Annotated in this window: 13 protein-coding genes and 1 pseudogene; 6 read left to right on the top strand and 8 right to left on the bottom strand. The window is 36.2% G+C overall.

Features of this window, described 5'->3' with window-relative positions:
* Window positions 1-11: 11 nt before the first annotated feature.
* Both K5S59_RS29185 and K5S59_RS29180 read right to left on the bottom strand, forming a co-directional pair.
* On the bottom strand, window positions 12-806 hold the full coding sequence (locus K5S59_RS29185) for an SDR family oxidoreductase (protein WP_098258037.1): 795 nt from the start codon (window positions 804-806) through the stop codon (window positions 12-14).
* 9 nt (window positions 807-815) lie between these two features.
* Window positions 816-1,780: pseudogene (locus K5S59_RS29180) on the bottom strand (MBL fold metallo-hydrolase).
* 165 nt (window positions 1,781-1,945) lie between these two features.
* Here K5S59_RS29180 and proI point away from each other — a divergent pair.
* The gene (gene proI, locus K5S59_RS29175; protein WP_000027260.1) at window positions 1,946-2,785 is read left to right on the top strand and encodes a pyrroline-5-carboxylate reductase ProI; all 840 of its coding nucleotides are present in this window, start codon (window positions 1,946-1,948) and stop codon (window positions 2,783-2,785) included.
* 52 nt (window positions 2,786-2,837) lie between these two features.
* On the opposite strand, the gene sdaAA is transcribed toward proI, so the two are convergent.
* From sdaAA to rnz, 3 genes are all read right to left on the bottom strand, one after another.
* Window positions 2,838-3,716, bottom strand: coding sequence for an L-serine ammonia-lyase, iron-sulfur-dependent, subunit alpha (gene sdaAA, locus K5S59_RS29170; protein WP_000489465.1), 879 nt, complete (start codon window positions 3,714-3,716; stop codon window positions 2,838-2,840).
* Window positions 3,717-3,734: 18 nt separating this feature from the next.
* Window positions 3,735-4,394: an L-serine ammonia-lyase, iron-sulfur-dependent subunit beta gene (gene sdaAB, locus K5S59_RS29165; RefSeq protein ID WP_000877441.1), complete on the bottom strand. Its 660-nt coding sequence runs from the start codon at window positions 4,392-4,394 to the stop codon at window positions 3,735-3,737.
* Window positions 4,395-5,140: 746 nt separating this feature from the next.
* A complete protein-coding gene (gene rnz / locus K5S59_RS29160; RefSeq protein ID WP_000397449.1) occupies window positions 5,141-6,064 on the bottom strand; it encodes a ribonuclease Z in 924 nt (307 codons plus the stop codon).
* 189 nt (window positions 6,065-6,253) lie between these two features.
* Here rnz and K5S59_RS29155 point away from each other — a divergent pair, with 189 nt between their 5' ends.
* From K5S59_RS29155 to K5S59_RS29145, 3 genes are all read left to right on the top strand, one after another.
* Window positions 6,254-6,505: a DUF3932 family protein gene (locus K5S59_RS29155; protein WP_000656495.1), complete on the top strand. Its 252-nt coding sequence runs from the start codon at window positions 6,254-6,256 to the stop codon at window positions 6,503-6,505.
* Window positions 6,506-7,097: 592 nt separating this feature from the next.
* The gene (mgtA, locus tag K5S59_RS29150) at window positions 7,098-9,803 is read left to right on the top strand and encodes a magnesium-translocating P-type ATPase (protein WP_120450854.1); all 2,706 of its coding nucleotides are present in this window, start codon (window positions 7,098-7,100) and stop codon (window positions 9,801-9,803) included.
* Between the two features lie 111 nt (window positions 9,804-9,914).
* Complete coding sequence (locus tag K5S59_RS29145; RefSeq protein ID WP_000262361.1) at window positions 9,915-10,616, top strand: MgtC/SapB family protein; 702 nt, start codon at window positions 9,915-9,917, stop codon at window positions 10,614-10,616.
* Between the two features lie 41 nt (window positions 10,617-10,657).
* Here the strand turns inward: K5S59_RS29145 and K5S59_RS29140 are convergent, their stop codons facing one another.
* Entirely contained in the window at window positions 10,658-11,896 is a 1,239-nt protein-coding gene (locus K5S59_RS29140; RefSeq protein ID WP_001208864.1) for a DNA polymerase IV, read from the bottom strand.
* Between the two features lie 141 nt (window positions 11,897-12,037).
* Here K5S59_RS29140 and K5S59_RS29135 point away from each other — a divergent pair, with 141 nt between their 5' ends.
* The gene (locus K5S59_RS29135) at window positions 12,038-12,238 is read left to right on the top strand and encodes a hypothetical protein (protein WP_000835313.1); all 201 of its coding nucleotides are present in this window, start codon (window positions 12,038-12,040) and stop codon (window positions 12,236-12,238) included.
* A 44-nt stretch (window positions 12,239-12,282) separates the two neighbouring features.
* On the opposite strand, the gene K5S59_RS29130 is transcribed toward K5S59_RS29135, so the two are convergent.
* Both K5S59_RS29130 and K5S59_RS29125 read right to left on the bottom strand, forming a co-directional pair.
* A complete protein-coding gene (locus tag K5S59_RS29130; RefSeq protein WP_000609805.1) occupies window positions 12,283-13,401 on the bottom strand; it encodes a tripeptidase T in 1,119 nt (372 codons plus the stop codon).
* 127 nt (window positions 13,402-13,528) lie between these two features.
* Window positions 13,529-14,074, bottom strand: coding sequence for a GNAT family N-acetyltransferase (locus K5S59_RS29125; RefSeq protein WP_002072960.1), 546 nt, complete (start codon window positions 14,072-14,074; stop codon window positions 13,529-13,531).
* A 189-nt stretch (window positions 14,075-14,263) separates the two neighbouring features.
* Here K5S59_RS29125 and prli42 point away from each other — a divergent pair, with 189 nt between their 5' ends.
* Entirely contained in the window at window positions 14,264-14,356 is a 93-nt protein-coding gene (prli42, locus tag K5S59_RS29120) for a stressosome-associated protein Prli42 (protein ID WP_000549040.1), read from the top strand.
* Window positions 14,357-14,422: the final 66 nt, after the last annotated feature.

Genomic DNA, 14,422 nt, shown 5'->3' with positions numbered 1-14,422 from the left:
ATGGAAATCTCCTATTTTTTACTTAATGATTTGCCTGCAACACGCTCAAATAAACCTGGGAATAGAGCATAAAGTTTTGGACCCATGCCCATCCACTTCGGTAAGTTTACTTCACGCTTTTTCGTTTGCATCGATTTTACGATTTGCTCTGCAACATATGTTGGTTTTAACATGTATCGTCCCATATTTTTCACATATGTACCGGATTGATCAGCTATTTCAAAAAAGTTCGTATCTATCGGACCTGGATTAATCGCTGTTACGAAAAGATTTGTACTAGATAACTCCATGCGTAAACTATTCGTAAACCCTAATACTGCATGCTTCGTCGCAGCATACGCACTCGATTTCGGAGTTGCAATTTTCCCAGCAAGTGAAGCAATATTAATAATATGCCCTTCGTTTCTTTTCAACATATAAGGTAGTACCGCTTTTGTACAAGCTACTAATCCAAATACATTTACTTGGAACATATCTTTCACTTCATCCATTGACGCCTCTTCAAACGTTTTAAAAATACCAAATCCCGCATTGTTTACTAATATATCAATACGTCCTACTTCTTGTAATACCTTTGAAAAAACAGATTGTACTTCCGTCTCTTCACTTACATCTAATACATAGTAATAGCAAGGCGTATTATAAGTTTCTTTAATTTTCTCTGCTAACGCTTTTAATTTCTCTTCTGTTCTAGCCATTAATACTGGAGTCGCCCCTAGCTCTGCAACTTGCATTGCAATTTGCTCTCCAATTCCACTAGAAGCACCTGTAATGACGATTACTTTATTTTGTAAACGTCCCGTCATTGCTGTCACCTACTTTGCATAATAAATCAATTGTTGTGAAGATTCATCAATCATCACTTGTTGATTATATGCTAAAAAGTCTAATTGTCCAACAGTTTCTGAAATAGTAAGTGGCAATTGTTCTTTATATAATACTGGAAATAGTTTTACACATACTTCAAATGCTGTCATTGGTTTTTCCTTTAATAACTCAAGCACTTTAAACGCACGTGTTTCTTGCTTTTGTAATCTCGTTTCAATAAGTTGTTTCACATTTAGAACATCTTCTCCATGTCCTGATAAAATGCGCGAAATATTCATTTCACTTAAACGCTTCAACGTTTGATTATATTGTAATAATGGACGTGCCCTTTCTGTTTGTCCCTCATATGGTGGTTCTAATATGGGATTCGAAGAAATATGACTAATGAGAGCATCCCCGCCAATTAATATTCCATCAGATTCTCTATATAATGAAATATGAGTGGAAGCATGACCTGGTGTTTCAATAACTGTAAACCCAGGTAAAGAATCAATACGATCTCCTTCTCTCACAGTATGCGTTAACGATCTATTACAAGAATACTTCAGTGTCTTTGTCGTCAATAACGTCTCGTCTTTGCCTCGTCTTTCAAAAATGCTGCTGGAACACCAAATTGTAAAGCTGTCTCTCTAAAAAACTCATGATAGCGCTTTAGAAATTCTGGATTTTGCGTGATCCAAGGCTCATTCCAAGGGTGTCCAATAATGTTCGTCTTCTCAGAAAATATATTTAAAAGCCCACAATGATCCGCATGATGGTGCGTAATGACTACTGTTTCAATATCTTCTATCGTATATCCTAATGCACCTAATTGACTTTCTAACGCACTTCTTGCCCCTTCTGTCTTCGTCCCTGTATCAATTAATGTTAATGTTTCCCCCTCAACTAAAAACACATTCACAGTTTCAACTGCAAATGGCACAGGAATCTCCATTCGGTGAATCGCCGTCATGCTTAGCCCCCCTGTCTCTTTCCGGTTCAAAAATGAATACTTCTTCAGTTTACATCTTCCACATATATTTGTCATTATTTTCAGATAAAAAGAGGTGTTTCCTATAAAAAAACGAATGTATGTACATTTATAAGAATTTCTAACCAAATTTAAAGGAGGAACATCATGTCTATTCAAAACATTTCCTTTCTCGGTGCAGGCTCTATTGCTGAAGCTATTATTGGTGGCTTGTTACATGCAAATGTTGTGAAAGGCGAACAAATTACTGTAAGTAATCGTTCTAACGAGACAAGGTTGCAGGAGCTACATAAAAAATACGGCGTCAAAGGTACGCATAATAAAAAAGAGCTACTTACTGATACAACTATTCTTTTTCTAGCAATGAAGCCGAAGGATGTTGCAGAAGCACTGACTCCTTTTAAAGAAGATATACATGATAACCTGCTTATTATTTCGTTATTAGCAGGTGTTTCTACTCACTCAATTAGAAACCTACTTCAAAAAGATGTTCCGATTATTCGTGCGATGCCAAATACATCTGCAGCTATTTTAAAATCAGCTACTGCTATCTCGCCTTCAAAACATGCCACAGCGGAACATATTCGCACTGCCATAGCTTTATTTGAAACGATTGGTCTCGTCTCTGTTGTAGAGGAAGAAGATATGCATGCTGTCACTGCATTATCTGGAAGTGGACCTGCTTATATTTATTACGTAGTGGAGGCGATGGAAGAAGCCGCAAAAACAATTGGTTTAAAAGAAGATGTTGCAAAGTCACTTATTCTTCAGACGATGATTGGTGCTGCTGAAATGCTAAAAGCAAGCGCAAAACACCCTTCTGTTTTGCGAAAGGAAATTACTTCTCCTGGCGGAACGACCGAAGCAGGCATTGAAGTATTACAAGAACATAAATTTCAACAAGCACTTATTTCTTGTATTACACAGGCTACACAACGATCACATAATCTTGGAAAAACATTAGAACAACTAACAAAAGAAAAATAAAAAATAGAGCTCAATCTTACTTGAGCTCCATTTTTTTATAAACATATATTGTTTAGTTATTAGTTTTCCCAAAGATCTCTTCTTGCAGACGGCGACCAGTTGGTGTTGCTGCAAGTCCACCTTCAGCTGTTTCACGAAGTGCTACTGGCATCGTTTGTCCGATTCTAAACATTGCCTCAATTACTTCATCACATGGAATTGTACTCGTTACGCCAGCTAATGCTAAATCAGCTGAAATCATTGCATTCGCAGCTCCTGCTGCATTACGTTTTACACAAGGTACTTCTACAAGCCCTGCAACAGGATCACATACTAAACCAAGCATATTCTTTAATGAAATTGCCATCGCTGTAGCTGCTTGATCTTGTGTTCCACCAGCCATCTCAACTGCTGCTGCTGCTGCCATTCCACTTGCTGAACCTACTTCAGCTTGGCAACCTCCTGCCGCGCCGGAAATACAAGCATTATTCGCAACAACCATACCGAAAGCTCCTGCTGTAAATAAAAATTCAATCATCTCTTCGCGTGTCGGTTGTAATTTTTCTTGCAGTGCAAACAGTACACCTGGCACTGTTCCAGCAGACCCTGCTGTTGGTGTTGCACAAATAATTCCCATCGCTGCGTTTACTTCATTTGTTGCAACAGCTTTACTCACAGCGTCCAAAATCGTATCTCCAGATAAGCCTTTTCCACTATTCATATACGCCTGAACTTTTACAGCATCTCCGCCAGTTAAACCAGTTGGTGATTTCACTCCGCGAATACCACGTTCTACTGCTTGCTCCATTACGACTAAGTTCTTTTCCATACCAGCAATTACTTCTTCACGTGAAATACTTCTTGTTTCCATTTCACATTGAATCATAATTTCTGCGATTTTTACATTTTGTTCTTTAGCTTGCGCCACTAGTTCCGCTGCGTTCCGAAACATGGTGTGTCCCCCCTGCAATTATTCCATAATAGTTACTTGACAAATATTTTGTTGCGCGTTTATTTCTTCAATCACTTCATCTGCTAATAATTCATCTGTTTCGATGACCATAAGCGCTCTTCTTCCTTTTTCTTTACGAGAAACACTCATTGTACTAATGTTAATTTCATGTTTCGCAAGGATTGAAGCTACTGCTGCAATAGCACCGAAGCGATCGTTATTTACAATAAGTAGTGCTGGACTCGTGCCTGTTAATTGAAGATCGAATCCGTTTAATTCTACAACTTCAATTTTACCGCCACCAATTGAGCAAGCAACAACTTCAATTTCTTCTTCACCTTTATACAAACGAATTCTCGCTGTATTTGGGTGAGGTGCATTTGCATCTTCTTCAATGAATTCTACTTCGATTTTGCGCTCTTTTGCTATGTCTAGCGCCTCTGGAATACGTAAGTCATCTGTTTCAAACCCTAATATCCCACCAATCAGTGCCACATCCGTACCATGCCCTCGATACGTCTTTGCAAATGATCCATATAATGAAATGCTTACTCTTTCTGGTTCATGACGAAACAGCTGGCGAGCAACTTGCCCCATTCTTGCTGCACCTGCTGTATGTGAACTTGATGGACCAATCATAACTGGACCAATAATATCAAATACTGAGCGATACTTCATCATAACTCCCCCTAAACCTCTATGAAAAAAATTTTTACTATTCTATTAAGCTACCGAATCGGTTGCTTTTCCAGTTGTACGACGAATTTGTTCCGCTGTACGAATTGGATAGTTTTTGAATAACAGTAAAACAATATATCCTGAAATAATACCAGTTATCATAATAAAGTAAGAAACTTAGCATTACCTTCATTTAAAAATAGTATAAGCTAATCCAGAATAAAGTCTGGTAGCAATCCAAAGTTTAACACAGAACCCCTTACAAGGATAGCATAAACAAGTGAAACTCCCCTTGCTTTCATACCTTTTAGTGCTTTAAATCTACAAGGTGAAAAAAGACTTGGTACAAATAATAGTAATATCCTTCTTATTTATAATTCCCATGTTGCGCTCTCATGATTTAGTCAACTCCACTTGTTACGACAAATAGCTAAAACGCATGTAGCCTACAATAAATTATAATCTGCCCTCATTATAGCTTGTTTTTAATAAAACGCTTACTTTTAATGAATTTTAAAAGTTCTGAATAAAAATCCATTTTTGCTATTTGTACCACTCGTATGTCGTCTGACTTATATAACAGTTTTTCTAAATAATCGGTACTATGTATTTTTATCCTATATCTTCACATCATAAAAATTTTCTGTTTCATCCAATTTAAGCATAAAATGATAACAGATTTATTTTAAATTTTTTTTAGAAATAAAAAAATGGCAACCTTCCGTCACCATTTTTTCACACCATTATTATCTATCTACTGGAAATGATTTCAAATCCGTAGCTATTTCTGTATTAGAAAATAGCTCTCTTGCCTCTTTCCATAATTCCTTATATGTATCTCCTTGATAACGAGAACTAATATGAGTCAATATTAATCGTTTTGCATTTGCCTGAAGTGCAATACTCGCAGCTTGCTTAGATGTAGAATGAAAATAATCATACGCTTGTTGTTCATCTTCTGCCGCAAAAGTTGCCTCATGAACAAGTACGTCAGCGTCTTGTGCCAGCTCTCTACTCGCTTCACAATACCTTGTATCACCTAAAATGGTAATAATTCTTCCCTTTTGAGGTGGACCAATAAAGTCTTTTCCATTTAGTAGCGTACCATCTTCTAATTCAACTACTTCTCCATCTTTTAAACGTTTAAAGAGCGGGCCAGGTTTCACACCCATCTCCAGCAATTTATCGACTAAAAGGGCGCCTTGTATATCTTTCTCTACGATACGATACCCAAAACATTCAATGCCATGCGATAATCTTTTCGTTTCCACGTGAAATTCATTATCTTCAAATACAGTACCTTCTTCTGTTATCTCAACAATTTCAAGTGGATATTTTACATGTGTCGTACTTACTGATAATGCCACTTCAATAAATTGTTTAATTCCTTTTGGTCCATACACCGTTAAAGGTGTAGTCCCTCCTTGAAATGAACGGCTTCCTAATAAACCAGGCAAGCCAAAAATATGATCACCATGTAAATGCGTAATAAATATTTTTTCAATGCGGCGTGGGCGTACTGATGTATGTAATATTTGATGTTGCGTCGCCTCGCCACAATCAAATAACCAAGTCTGTCCTCGTTCTTCTAACAATTGCAAAGCAATTGCCGAAACGTTCCTTCCTTTCGAAGGAACACCTGCACCAGTTCCTAAAAATACAAATTCCACTTTCTTTCCTCCAGCTCTTTATATAATCTACCTTTCATCTTACGGAATGTTATTTCAAATGGCAAATCGAATTTACATAACCAATCATCTAGACAACTATATAACACGAACATTATACTTAAAAAACTTAGCGATCGTTCGTCTTTTATGTTAAAATGATTATACTACATTTTAAGGGAGCGTTTTATTATGAAAGAAGCATTTCGTTTACAAACTGATTTTTCATCTTCATTTGATCGCTGGGTAAGTTCTTTCGTGTCTGATCACCCAGCACAATTAGAATGGACAACTTTGAAAGAATTAATCCATGAATATACAACAACACATACAAATGATTCGTTACCGACATATATTTCTTCAGCTTTAACATATTACGCACAACGCGTTTCAACAACAAACAGCTCAGAAATTGTTATTTTTGAAAATGCTACAATCTCATAATCTATAATAAAAAGCACTGTAATCAGTGCTTTTTATTTATATTCATTACAGTATTTATTTTCCAAACATCTTTCAAAAAAACTCCACTTATTTCCTACTATATAGTCATCATAAACCTATTTGATTTTTCAAAAAAAGATATTGACACTATAAATTTACAGTGCTAACATTCAAATTGTAATTGAATATGGTCTCTGTTAGGTGAGGCTCCTTTCTGTACCTACGCTGGCTATACAGTGCTAAAACTCAACGAGGGAGAGGTGCGTATATTTTGTCATACACAAAAACTGTTTTTATCTATGTTTATAACAGTATTTGTTGTGGACTCTTTTAAATGCGAATTCAGACCTTTACTCGTTTTGAGTAAAGGTCTTTTTATATATACACCTTACTATGAAACAAACATAGCATATTCAGAAACTACTAAATTGTACGGAGGTGAGGAACAGTTGGCAATTGATGATTCGGCCCAGATACCCATATGTTTTACGTTAATATTTCATCATGTAGGTAGGAAAGAAGCTGTTCCTCCTAATTTTAAATAGTCGAGTAACAGATTGTTTCCTCCTTCATGAAAAAGGAGGAACTACCGATGTTAAATTTACAAAGACAAGAAATAAAACATTCTTACAATCAAGATCGTATGAAAACAAATAACGAATTATTGGTGGAAGTCGCAACACAAGATCCAAACAAGGCGTTACAACTTCTAGAAACAACACAAAATGGACTCTCTAAACAAGAAGCTGCTCGTAGACTTACTTTATATGGCCCAAATGAAATAGCTCATAATAAAACAGCACCGTGGTACATTCAATTTCTACTGGCATTTAAAAATCCATTTATTTTTGTTTTATTAGCTCTCGGCGCACTCTCTTTTTTCACAAATGACATACAAGGAACCCTTGTCGTATCTGTAATGGTAATGCTAAGTGCAACGATTCGTTTTTTACAAGAATTTCGTTCTCAAAGAGCTGCTGATCAGTTAAAAGCTATGGTTCGAACAACGGCAAGCGTCTTTAGAATAGATGGATTTGTACATGAAACAAAAAAAGTAACAAATTTAAAGCAAAATTATACAATGGAAATTCCAATTGAAGAACTTGTACCTGGCGATATTATTTCACTTTCAGCCGGTGATATCGTTCCGGCTGATGTGCGTATTTTATCAGCTAAAGATTTATTTGTGAATCAATCCTCTTTAACTGGGGAAGCACTTCCTGTGGAAAAGTACGAAAACTGCTACCATACAGAGAATAAACATATCTTACCGAAAAATACGAAAAAAAATTACAATCCACTCGATATGGAAAACCTTTGTTTTATGGGTACAAATATTGTAAGTGGTAGTGCAAAAGCTGTTGTCATCTCCACAAGTACCGATACGTATTTCGGCTCTTTAGCAAAAAAGGTACTCGGCAAACGAGTAGAAACAAGCTTTGATAAAGGTGTAAACAAAGTAAGCTGGCTCTTAATTACATTCATGCTTATTATGGCGCCTATCGTTCTTCTCATTAACGGATTCACAAAAGGGGATTGGCAAGAGGCTTTCTTCTTCGCTATCGCAATTGCTGTTGGTCTCACACCTGAAATGTTACCAATGATTGTAACTGCTAATTTAGCAAAAGGTGCCGTTAACATGTCTAAACAGAAAGTAATTGTAAAACAACTGAATTCTATTCAAAACTTAGGTGCTATGAACATTCTTTGTACCGATAAAACAGGTACTTTAACAGAAGATAAAGTTGTACTTGTCCGCCATTTAGATCCTAACGGTAATACATGTAATCGTGTATTACACTTTGCCTATTTAAATAGCTTCTATCAAACAGGATTGAAAAATTTAATAGATAAAGCCGTTATGAAACATACAGAAGAAAATCAGCAGTTTAATCCATCCATTTTTCAAAAACTAGATGAAATTCCATTTGATTTTGCTCGTCGGCGTATGTCTGTCATCGTGAAAGATATTTCAGGTGAACATACAATGGTTTGTAAAGGGGCAGTAGAAGAAATTTTATCTATTTGTAACTACACTGAAGTAGGTGGAAAAGTTGTTTCTCTTACCGATGACATGCGCTCAAATGTAAAACAACTAAGTGAGACATTAAATAGTGAAGGTATGCGTGTTATTGCTGTAGCTTATAAAAAAGATAGACCAATAAATGATACAGAGTACGCGGTACAAGATGAAAATGATATGATTCTCGCTGGATATATTGGCTTTTTAGATCCACCGAAACTATCTGCCGCTACTGCCATTCAAGCATTACAGAAACATGGCGTACAAGTGAAAATTTTAACTGGCGATAACGAAATCGTGACAAGAAAAGTTTGCAAAGAAGTCGGATTAAATATCGGTGAGCCTGTCCTTGGTTACGAAATCGATTCTTTACCTGATAAAGCATTAGCAAAATTAGCCGAAGAAACAACTGTATTTGCTAAACTAAATCCAATGCAAAAATCTCGCATTATACGAGTATTACAAGGAAACGGACACACTGTAGGTTATATGGGAGATGGCATTAACGATGCCGTAGCGTTACGTGAAGCTGATGTTGGCATATCTGTTGATACTGCTACCGATATTGCAAAAGAGTCTTCTGACATTATTTTACTTGAGAAAAGCTTAACAATATTAGAAGCAGGTATTTTAGAAGGACGCACTACATTTGGAAACATTTTAAAATATATTAAAATGACAGCTAGCTCTAACTTCGGAAATGTATTTAGTGTGTTAGTAGCAAGTGCTTTCATCCCCTTCTTGCCGATGCTTGCCATTCACCTTTTAATTCAAAACTTGCTTTATGATATTTCACAACTGTCTATTCCATGGGACAAAATGGATAAAGAGTTTTTAGAAAAACCAAGAAAATGGGATACTGCGAACTTACGGAACTTCATTATTTGTATCGGTCCAATTAGTTCCATATTTGATATCATCACATATGTAGTCATGTGGAACGTCTTCGGTGCAAATACAACTAGCGAACAATCATTATTCCAATCTGGTTGGTTTGTCGTTGGATTACTAACACAAACTTTAATTGTTCACATGATAAGAACACAGAAGATTCCGTTCATTCAAAGTACTGCATCAATACCGGTTCTTTTATTAACCGCTTGTATTATGGCAATCGGAATTTATATTCCATTCTCGCCACTTGGAGCAGCTGTTGGATTACAAGCATTACCACTTAGCTATTTCCCTTGGTTAATAGGAATACTATTAGGCTATGCTTTCTTAACACAGTTCCTAAAAAAAGTTTATATTAAAAAGTTTCATAGCTGGTTATAAAGTGAAGCTTTCATCAGCCCGCAAATAGCGGGATAAAATTGAGAATGAGCAGGTACTCCCCACTCATTCTCAAAAACATAACATGGACTCATATGTATGGAGGTAACCATGATGGTATGGTATGACATTGTATTAAGATTATTTATCGCAATTATTGTAGGTGCTTGCATCGGAATGGAACGGCAATGGAGACACAGGATGGCTGGATTACGGACAAATGCTCTCGTATCACTTGGTGCCTGTATATTTGTTTTATTATCCGTCATGCTTGATCACGATGCTAGCCCCTCACGTATTGCCGCTCAAGTCGTTAGTGGGATTGGTTTTTTAGGAGGCGGCGTTATTATCCGGGATGGTTTTAGTATTAGAGGGCTTAATACTGCGGCTACTCTATGGTGCGCAGCTGCTGTTGGTACTCTTACAGGCGCTGGTTTCCTCGTTGCAGCTTTATTAGGTGCAACCGGCGTTTTACTAGCAAATATACTACTCCGTCCAATCGCCCTCTTTATGAATCAAAAATCAAAAGAAGAATCACCTGAACAAACGAACTACTTCCTTTCTCTTACTTGTTCAGAAGAGCATGAAACACATATTCGGTTTTTACTTATGCACATGGTAAGTTCTGAAGGCATCGGTTTAAAAGAATTGTATAGTGAAGACGTGGATTCTAAGCAAAAAGTGTGTATACAAGCTACATTACATTGCAGTACAAATGCAGCAGTCTTAATTGAAAAAATAGTGAGTAGAATGCTATTAGAAGCTGGTGTTACTGCAGCTGGGTGGAAAACTTCATTAGATTTAGAAGCAAGTTAAAAATGAAAGGTGTCATGATATGTACAGCTTCATGACACCTTCTACATAAACTTATTTTCTAATTTTTGTTGGAAAGACTTTTCTTGCTTACGTAATAATTGACTGCCTCTTTGTAAAATCGGCATTCCATATTTATCATTAATTTGATCAATAACAGCAAGTAGCGGCTCTTCTTTCGCATCTTCTTCAAATGAAAACAAATCTAATTGTTTCACCGATTCTGTCTTCCACTCTATTTCAGTAGCCGTAACACCTAATAAACGAACGGAATCACCGTCCCAATGTTGCTTCCATAAACGAGAGGCTGCCTGAAAAATATCTCGTTCTTCCCAAATCGCATTTTTCAATTGTTTACTCCGCGTTACTGTCCGCCTATCATGATATTTAATCATAATTTGAATATTATAGCTGACAAGAGTTCGCTTTTGTAATCTTTTACTCACTGATTTTGATAGCCGTTCTAACATATCGAGTAATTCTTTATCTTCATCCATATCCTTTGAAAAAGTCATCGAATTACCAACACTTTTATGTTGTCCCATTTGACTTGGGTCAACTTCCCTATCATCCATCCCTTTTGCCCGTCTTTGTAAATCAACACCATGCTTTCCAATTTTAGCGCGAATGATATGTTCGTTTCCTTTTGCTAATTGCTCAATTGTTTGTATATGAATATCATTTAATTTTTCAGCTGTTTTTTCTCCAATTCCATGCATCGCTCCAACTGGAAGTGGCCAAATCATTTCTGGAATATCTCGTTTTCGAAGCACGGTAATCCCAAGAGGCTTTTTCATATCAGAAGCTGTTTTTGCTAGGAAAAGGTTAGGAGCAATTCCGATGCTACACGGAAGCTGTAACTCTGTTAATAACGCCTGCTGAATCATCTTTGCTATTTCAAGAGGTGAACCGAGTGCGTAGCAATCTGTAATATCTAAATACCCTTCATCTATTGAGACTGGTTGTATTTTTTCCGTAAAACGGGAAAGGATTTGAAACATTTGAAATGAAGCTTCACGATATAATGTAAAATTAGGACGCATTACAACTAATTGTGGACATAACCTTTTTGCTTCCCAAAGAGGCATCGTTGTACGTATTCCGTAGTCTCTCGCCTCATAACTACATGTTACGATAATTCCTTTTCTTTCTTTTTCATTTCCAGCAACTGCTAACGGTTTTCCTTGTAATGATGGGTCATGAGCAATTTCAACAGATGCGAAAAAACAATTCATATCTACATGTAAAATAACACGACCATTTTTCGGATACATTTCTCGCATAGTACTCACCCCTTCAAAGAACATTTGTTCCTTCATTATATCAAATTCATGCACAATATAATAATTACTTATTCTTTTTATCCTTATTTTTGCTATACTTAATACGAGATATGGATATTATTGTAAAAGGAGTGATATGTTATGAAATCACACAGTAAACTCAACTATACATTTCTCGTTATTATATTAATCATCTTAATTAATTATTTATTACTCCCTATTTTTGATATAAACGTAGCAGGAATCCTTCCAAGTCTACTGGGCATTATAACAACATATATACTGCCATGGATTTTCTTGTATTGGCTGATCCGCCTTGTAAAAGCAATCGAATCAAAATAAAAAGCGTGTAAATCAATTATGATTTACACGCTTTTTCTATTACATTATTTCGCTACTTCTTCAATAATTGCAACAACTAATTCTGCTGTTTTCGCTAATTCCTCAACAGGGATTTTTTCGTTTGTTGTATGAATTTCTTCATAACCAACCGCTAAATTAACTGTTGGAATACCGTGTCCTGCAATTACGTTTGCATCACTTCCGCCACCACTTTGGTGAAGAGAAGGTGTACGACCAATATTTTCAGCTGCACGTTTTGCAACTTCTACAACGTGATCGCCATCAGCAAATTTAAATCCTGGATACATAACGTTTACTTCAACGTCTGCATGACCGCCCATTTCTTTTGCAGTTGTTTCAAATGCTTCTTTCATTTTCGCAACTTGTACTTCCATTTTCTCATTGATTAAAGAACGCGCTTCTGCAAAGATTTGTACATGATCGCAAACGATATTCGTTTGTGTACCACCTTCAAAACGTCCAATATTTGCAGTTGTTTCAGAATCAATACGACCAAGTGGCATCTTCGCAATTGCCTTCGCTGCGATAGTAATTGCAGATACACCTTTTTCTGGTGCTACACCAGCGTGAGCTGTTTTCCCGCGAATAATTGCATTCACTTTCGCTTGTGTTGGAGCTGCAACAACGATTTCACCAACTTTTCCATCGCTATCTAATGCGTAACCGTATTTCGCTGTAATGCGCTCACGATCTAACGCTTTTGCACCAACAAGACCAGACTCTTCTCCAACTGTAATAATAAATTCAATTTTACCATGAGGGATGTTTTTCTCTTTTAAAACACGAATTGCTTCAAACATGGATGCTAATCCTGCTTTATCATCCGCACCTAAAATCGTAGTACCATCCGATACGATATATCCATCTTTAATAGAAGGCTTAATTCCATTACCAGGAACTACTGTATCCATATGAGAAGTAAAGTAAATTGTATCAACACCATCTTTTGTTGCTGGTAATGTACAAATTAAATTACCTGCACCATGCCCAGTAACAGCCATTGTGTCATCTTCAAATACTTCTACACCTAAATCTGTAAATTTCTTTGTTAATACTTTGCAAATTTCTGCCTCAAATTTCGTTTCAGAATCTACTTGTACTAATTCCATAAATTCATTTACTAAACGTTCTTGATTAATCATAAGACTGCGCCTCCTGCACTACCATTATGTATGTAACACTATTAATTATAACAGAATTTCGCAAAAGTTTCGAAATACAAGACAAAAAACAGACGGTTTATATGTCTAGATAACCATCTGCTTTCTATTACTCATTTAACAATACCCAGCGCATATGATCTTCCCATACTCCATTTACCATTAACATCTTCCTAGACACGCCCTCATATTGAAAACCTATCTTCGTCACTACTTGTATAGATGCTAAATTCCGTGGCATAATCGGTGCTTCTATACGATGTAACTGAAATTCTTCGAAAGTAACTTGAATAGCTTTCCTAAGCGCTTCTGTCGTGTAACCTTTATTCAATTCTGCCTTATCTAATTTATAGCCGAGCACACAAGATTGATAAATGCCGCGAACGATTAGATTAAATGAGATACATCCAATAATTTTTGTATCATCACCCTTTTTAAAGATCCAAAGCCTGATGATTTTACCTTCTGCAAACTCTTTTCTATCCCTTTGTAACTTTTTCTTCTGATAATCTAACGTAAAAAAATCATCCGGTCTATACTCTTCCCAAGCTTTTAAAAATTCACGATTTCTGTCGTAATATTGAAGAACTTTTTCAGCATACGACTCATCAATTTCCCTTAAATGTAAACGATTTGTTTCATATATTTTCATCATCGTATCTCCATTCTTCAGCTTGCATAACAAAAAACTTATACTCTATCATTATTATATATTCTCTACATGCATACAAATTTCCTGTTATACTTTACATGCACTTCTCGAATTTTGTCACTTCTCTCCCCTTGTCCACAATATCATTTCTCGTTACAATGATATTGTACTGATTTGCAAGGAGGTTTAACGATGCATAAAAAAGCTCAAAAAGTTATGGTTTATGTAATGCTAATTTCTATGCTTGTAACAACATTACTTGCTGGCGCAAGTATGTTTTGGTAAAAAGGACGATGTGTTCGTCCTTTTTTTACTTTTTACATATAACATAATAAAATAAACCATCTCGAT

The sequence above is a fragment of the Bacillus sp. BML-BC051 genome (genome assembly GCF_019656175.1).
In the GTDB taxonomy this organism is placed as follows: domain Bacteria; phylum Bacillota; class Bacilli; order Bacillales; family Bacillaceae_G; genus Bacillus_A; species Bacillus_A mobilis.
The sequence above is the reverse complement of the archived record's forward strand: the minus strand, read 5'-3'. Positions and strand labels throughout refer to the sequence as shown.

Bases quoted from the DNA above. Each gene is read 5' to 3' on its own strand.
- K5S59_RS29125 (WP_002072960.1), bottom strand. From the start codon at position 14,074: ATGATGAAAATATATGAAACAAATCGTTTACATTTAAGGGAAATTGAT.
- K5S59_RS29140 (WP_001208864.1), bottom strand. From the start codon at position 11,896: ATGCGAGAAATGTATCCGAAAAATGGTCGTGTTATTTTACATGTAGAT.
- K5S59_RS29130 (WP_000609805.1), bottom strand. From the start codon at position 13,401: ATGATTAATCAAGAACGTTTAGTAAATGAATTTATGGAATTAGTACAA.
- mgtA (WP_120450854.1), top strand. From the start codon at position 7,098: ATGTTAAATTTACAAAGACAAGAAATAAAACATTCTTACAATCAAGAT.
- prli42 (WP_000549040.1), top strand. From the start codon at position 14,264: ATGCATAAAAAAGCTCAAAAAGTTATGGTTTATGTAATGCTAATTTCT.
- K5S59_RS29145 (WP_000262361.1), top strand. From the start codon at position 9,915: ATGGTATGGTATGACATTGTATTAAGATTATTTATCGCAATTATTGTA.
- sdaAA (WP_000489465.1), bottom strand. From the start codon at position 3,716: ATGTTTCGGAACGCAGCGGAACTAGTGGCGCAAGCTAAAGAACAAAAT.
- K5S59_RS29155 (WP_000656495.1), top strand. From the start codon at position 6,254: ATGAAAGAAGCATTTCGTTTACAAACTGATTTTTCATCTTCATTTGAT.
- sdaAB (WP_000877441.1), bottom strand. From the start codon at position 4,394: ATGAAGTATCGCTCAGTATTTGATATTATTGGTCCAGTTATGATTGGT.
- K5S59_RS29185 (WP_098258037.1), bottom strand. From the start codon at position 806: ATGACGGGACGTTTACAAAATAAAGTAATCGTCATTACAGGTGCTTCT.
- K5S59_RS29135 (WP_000835313.1), top strand. From the start codon at position 12,038: ATGAAATCACACAGTAAACTCAACTATACATTTCTCGTTATTATATTA.
- proI (WP_000027260.1), top strand. From the start codon at position 1,946: ATGTCTATTCAAAACATTTCCTTTCTCGGTGCAGGCTCTATTGCTGAA.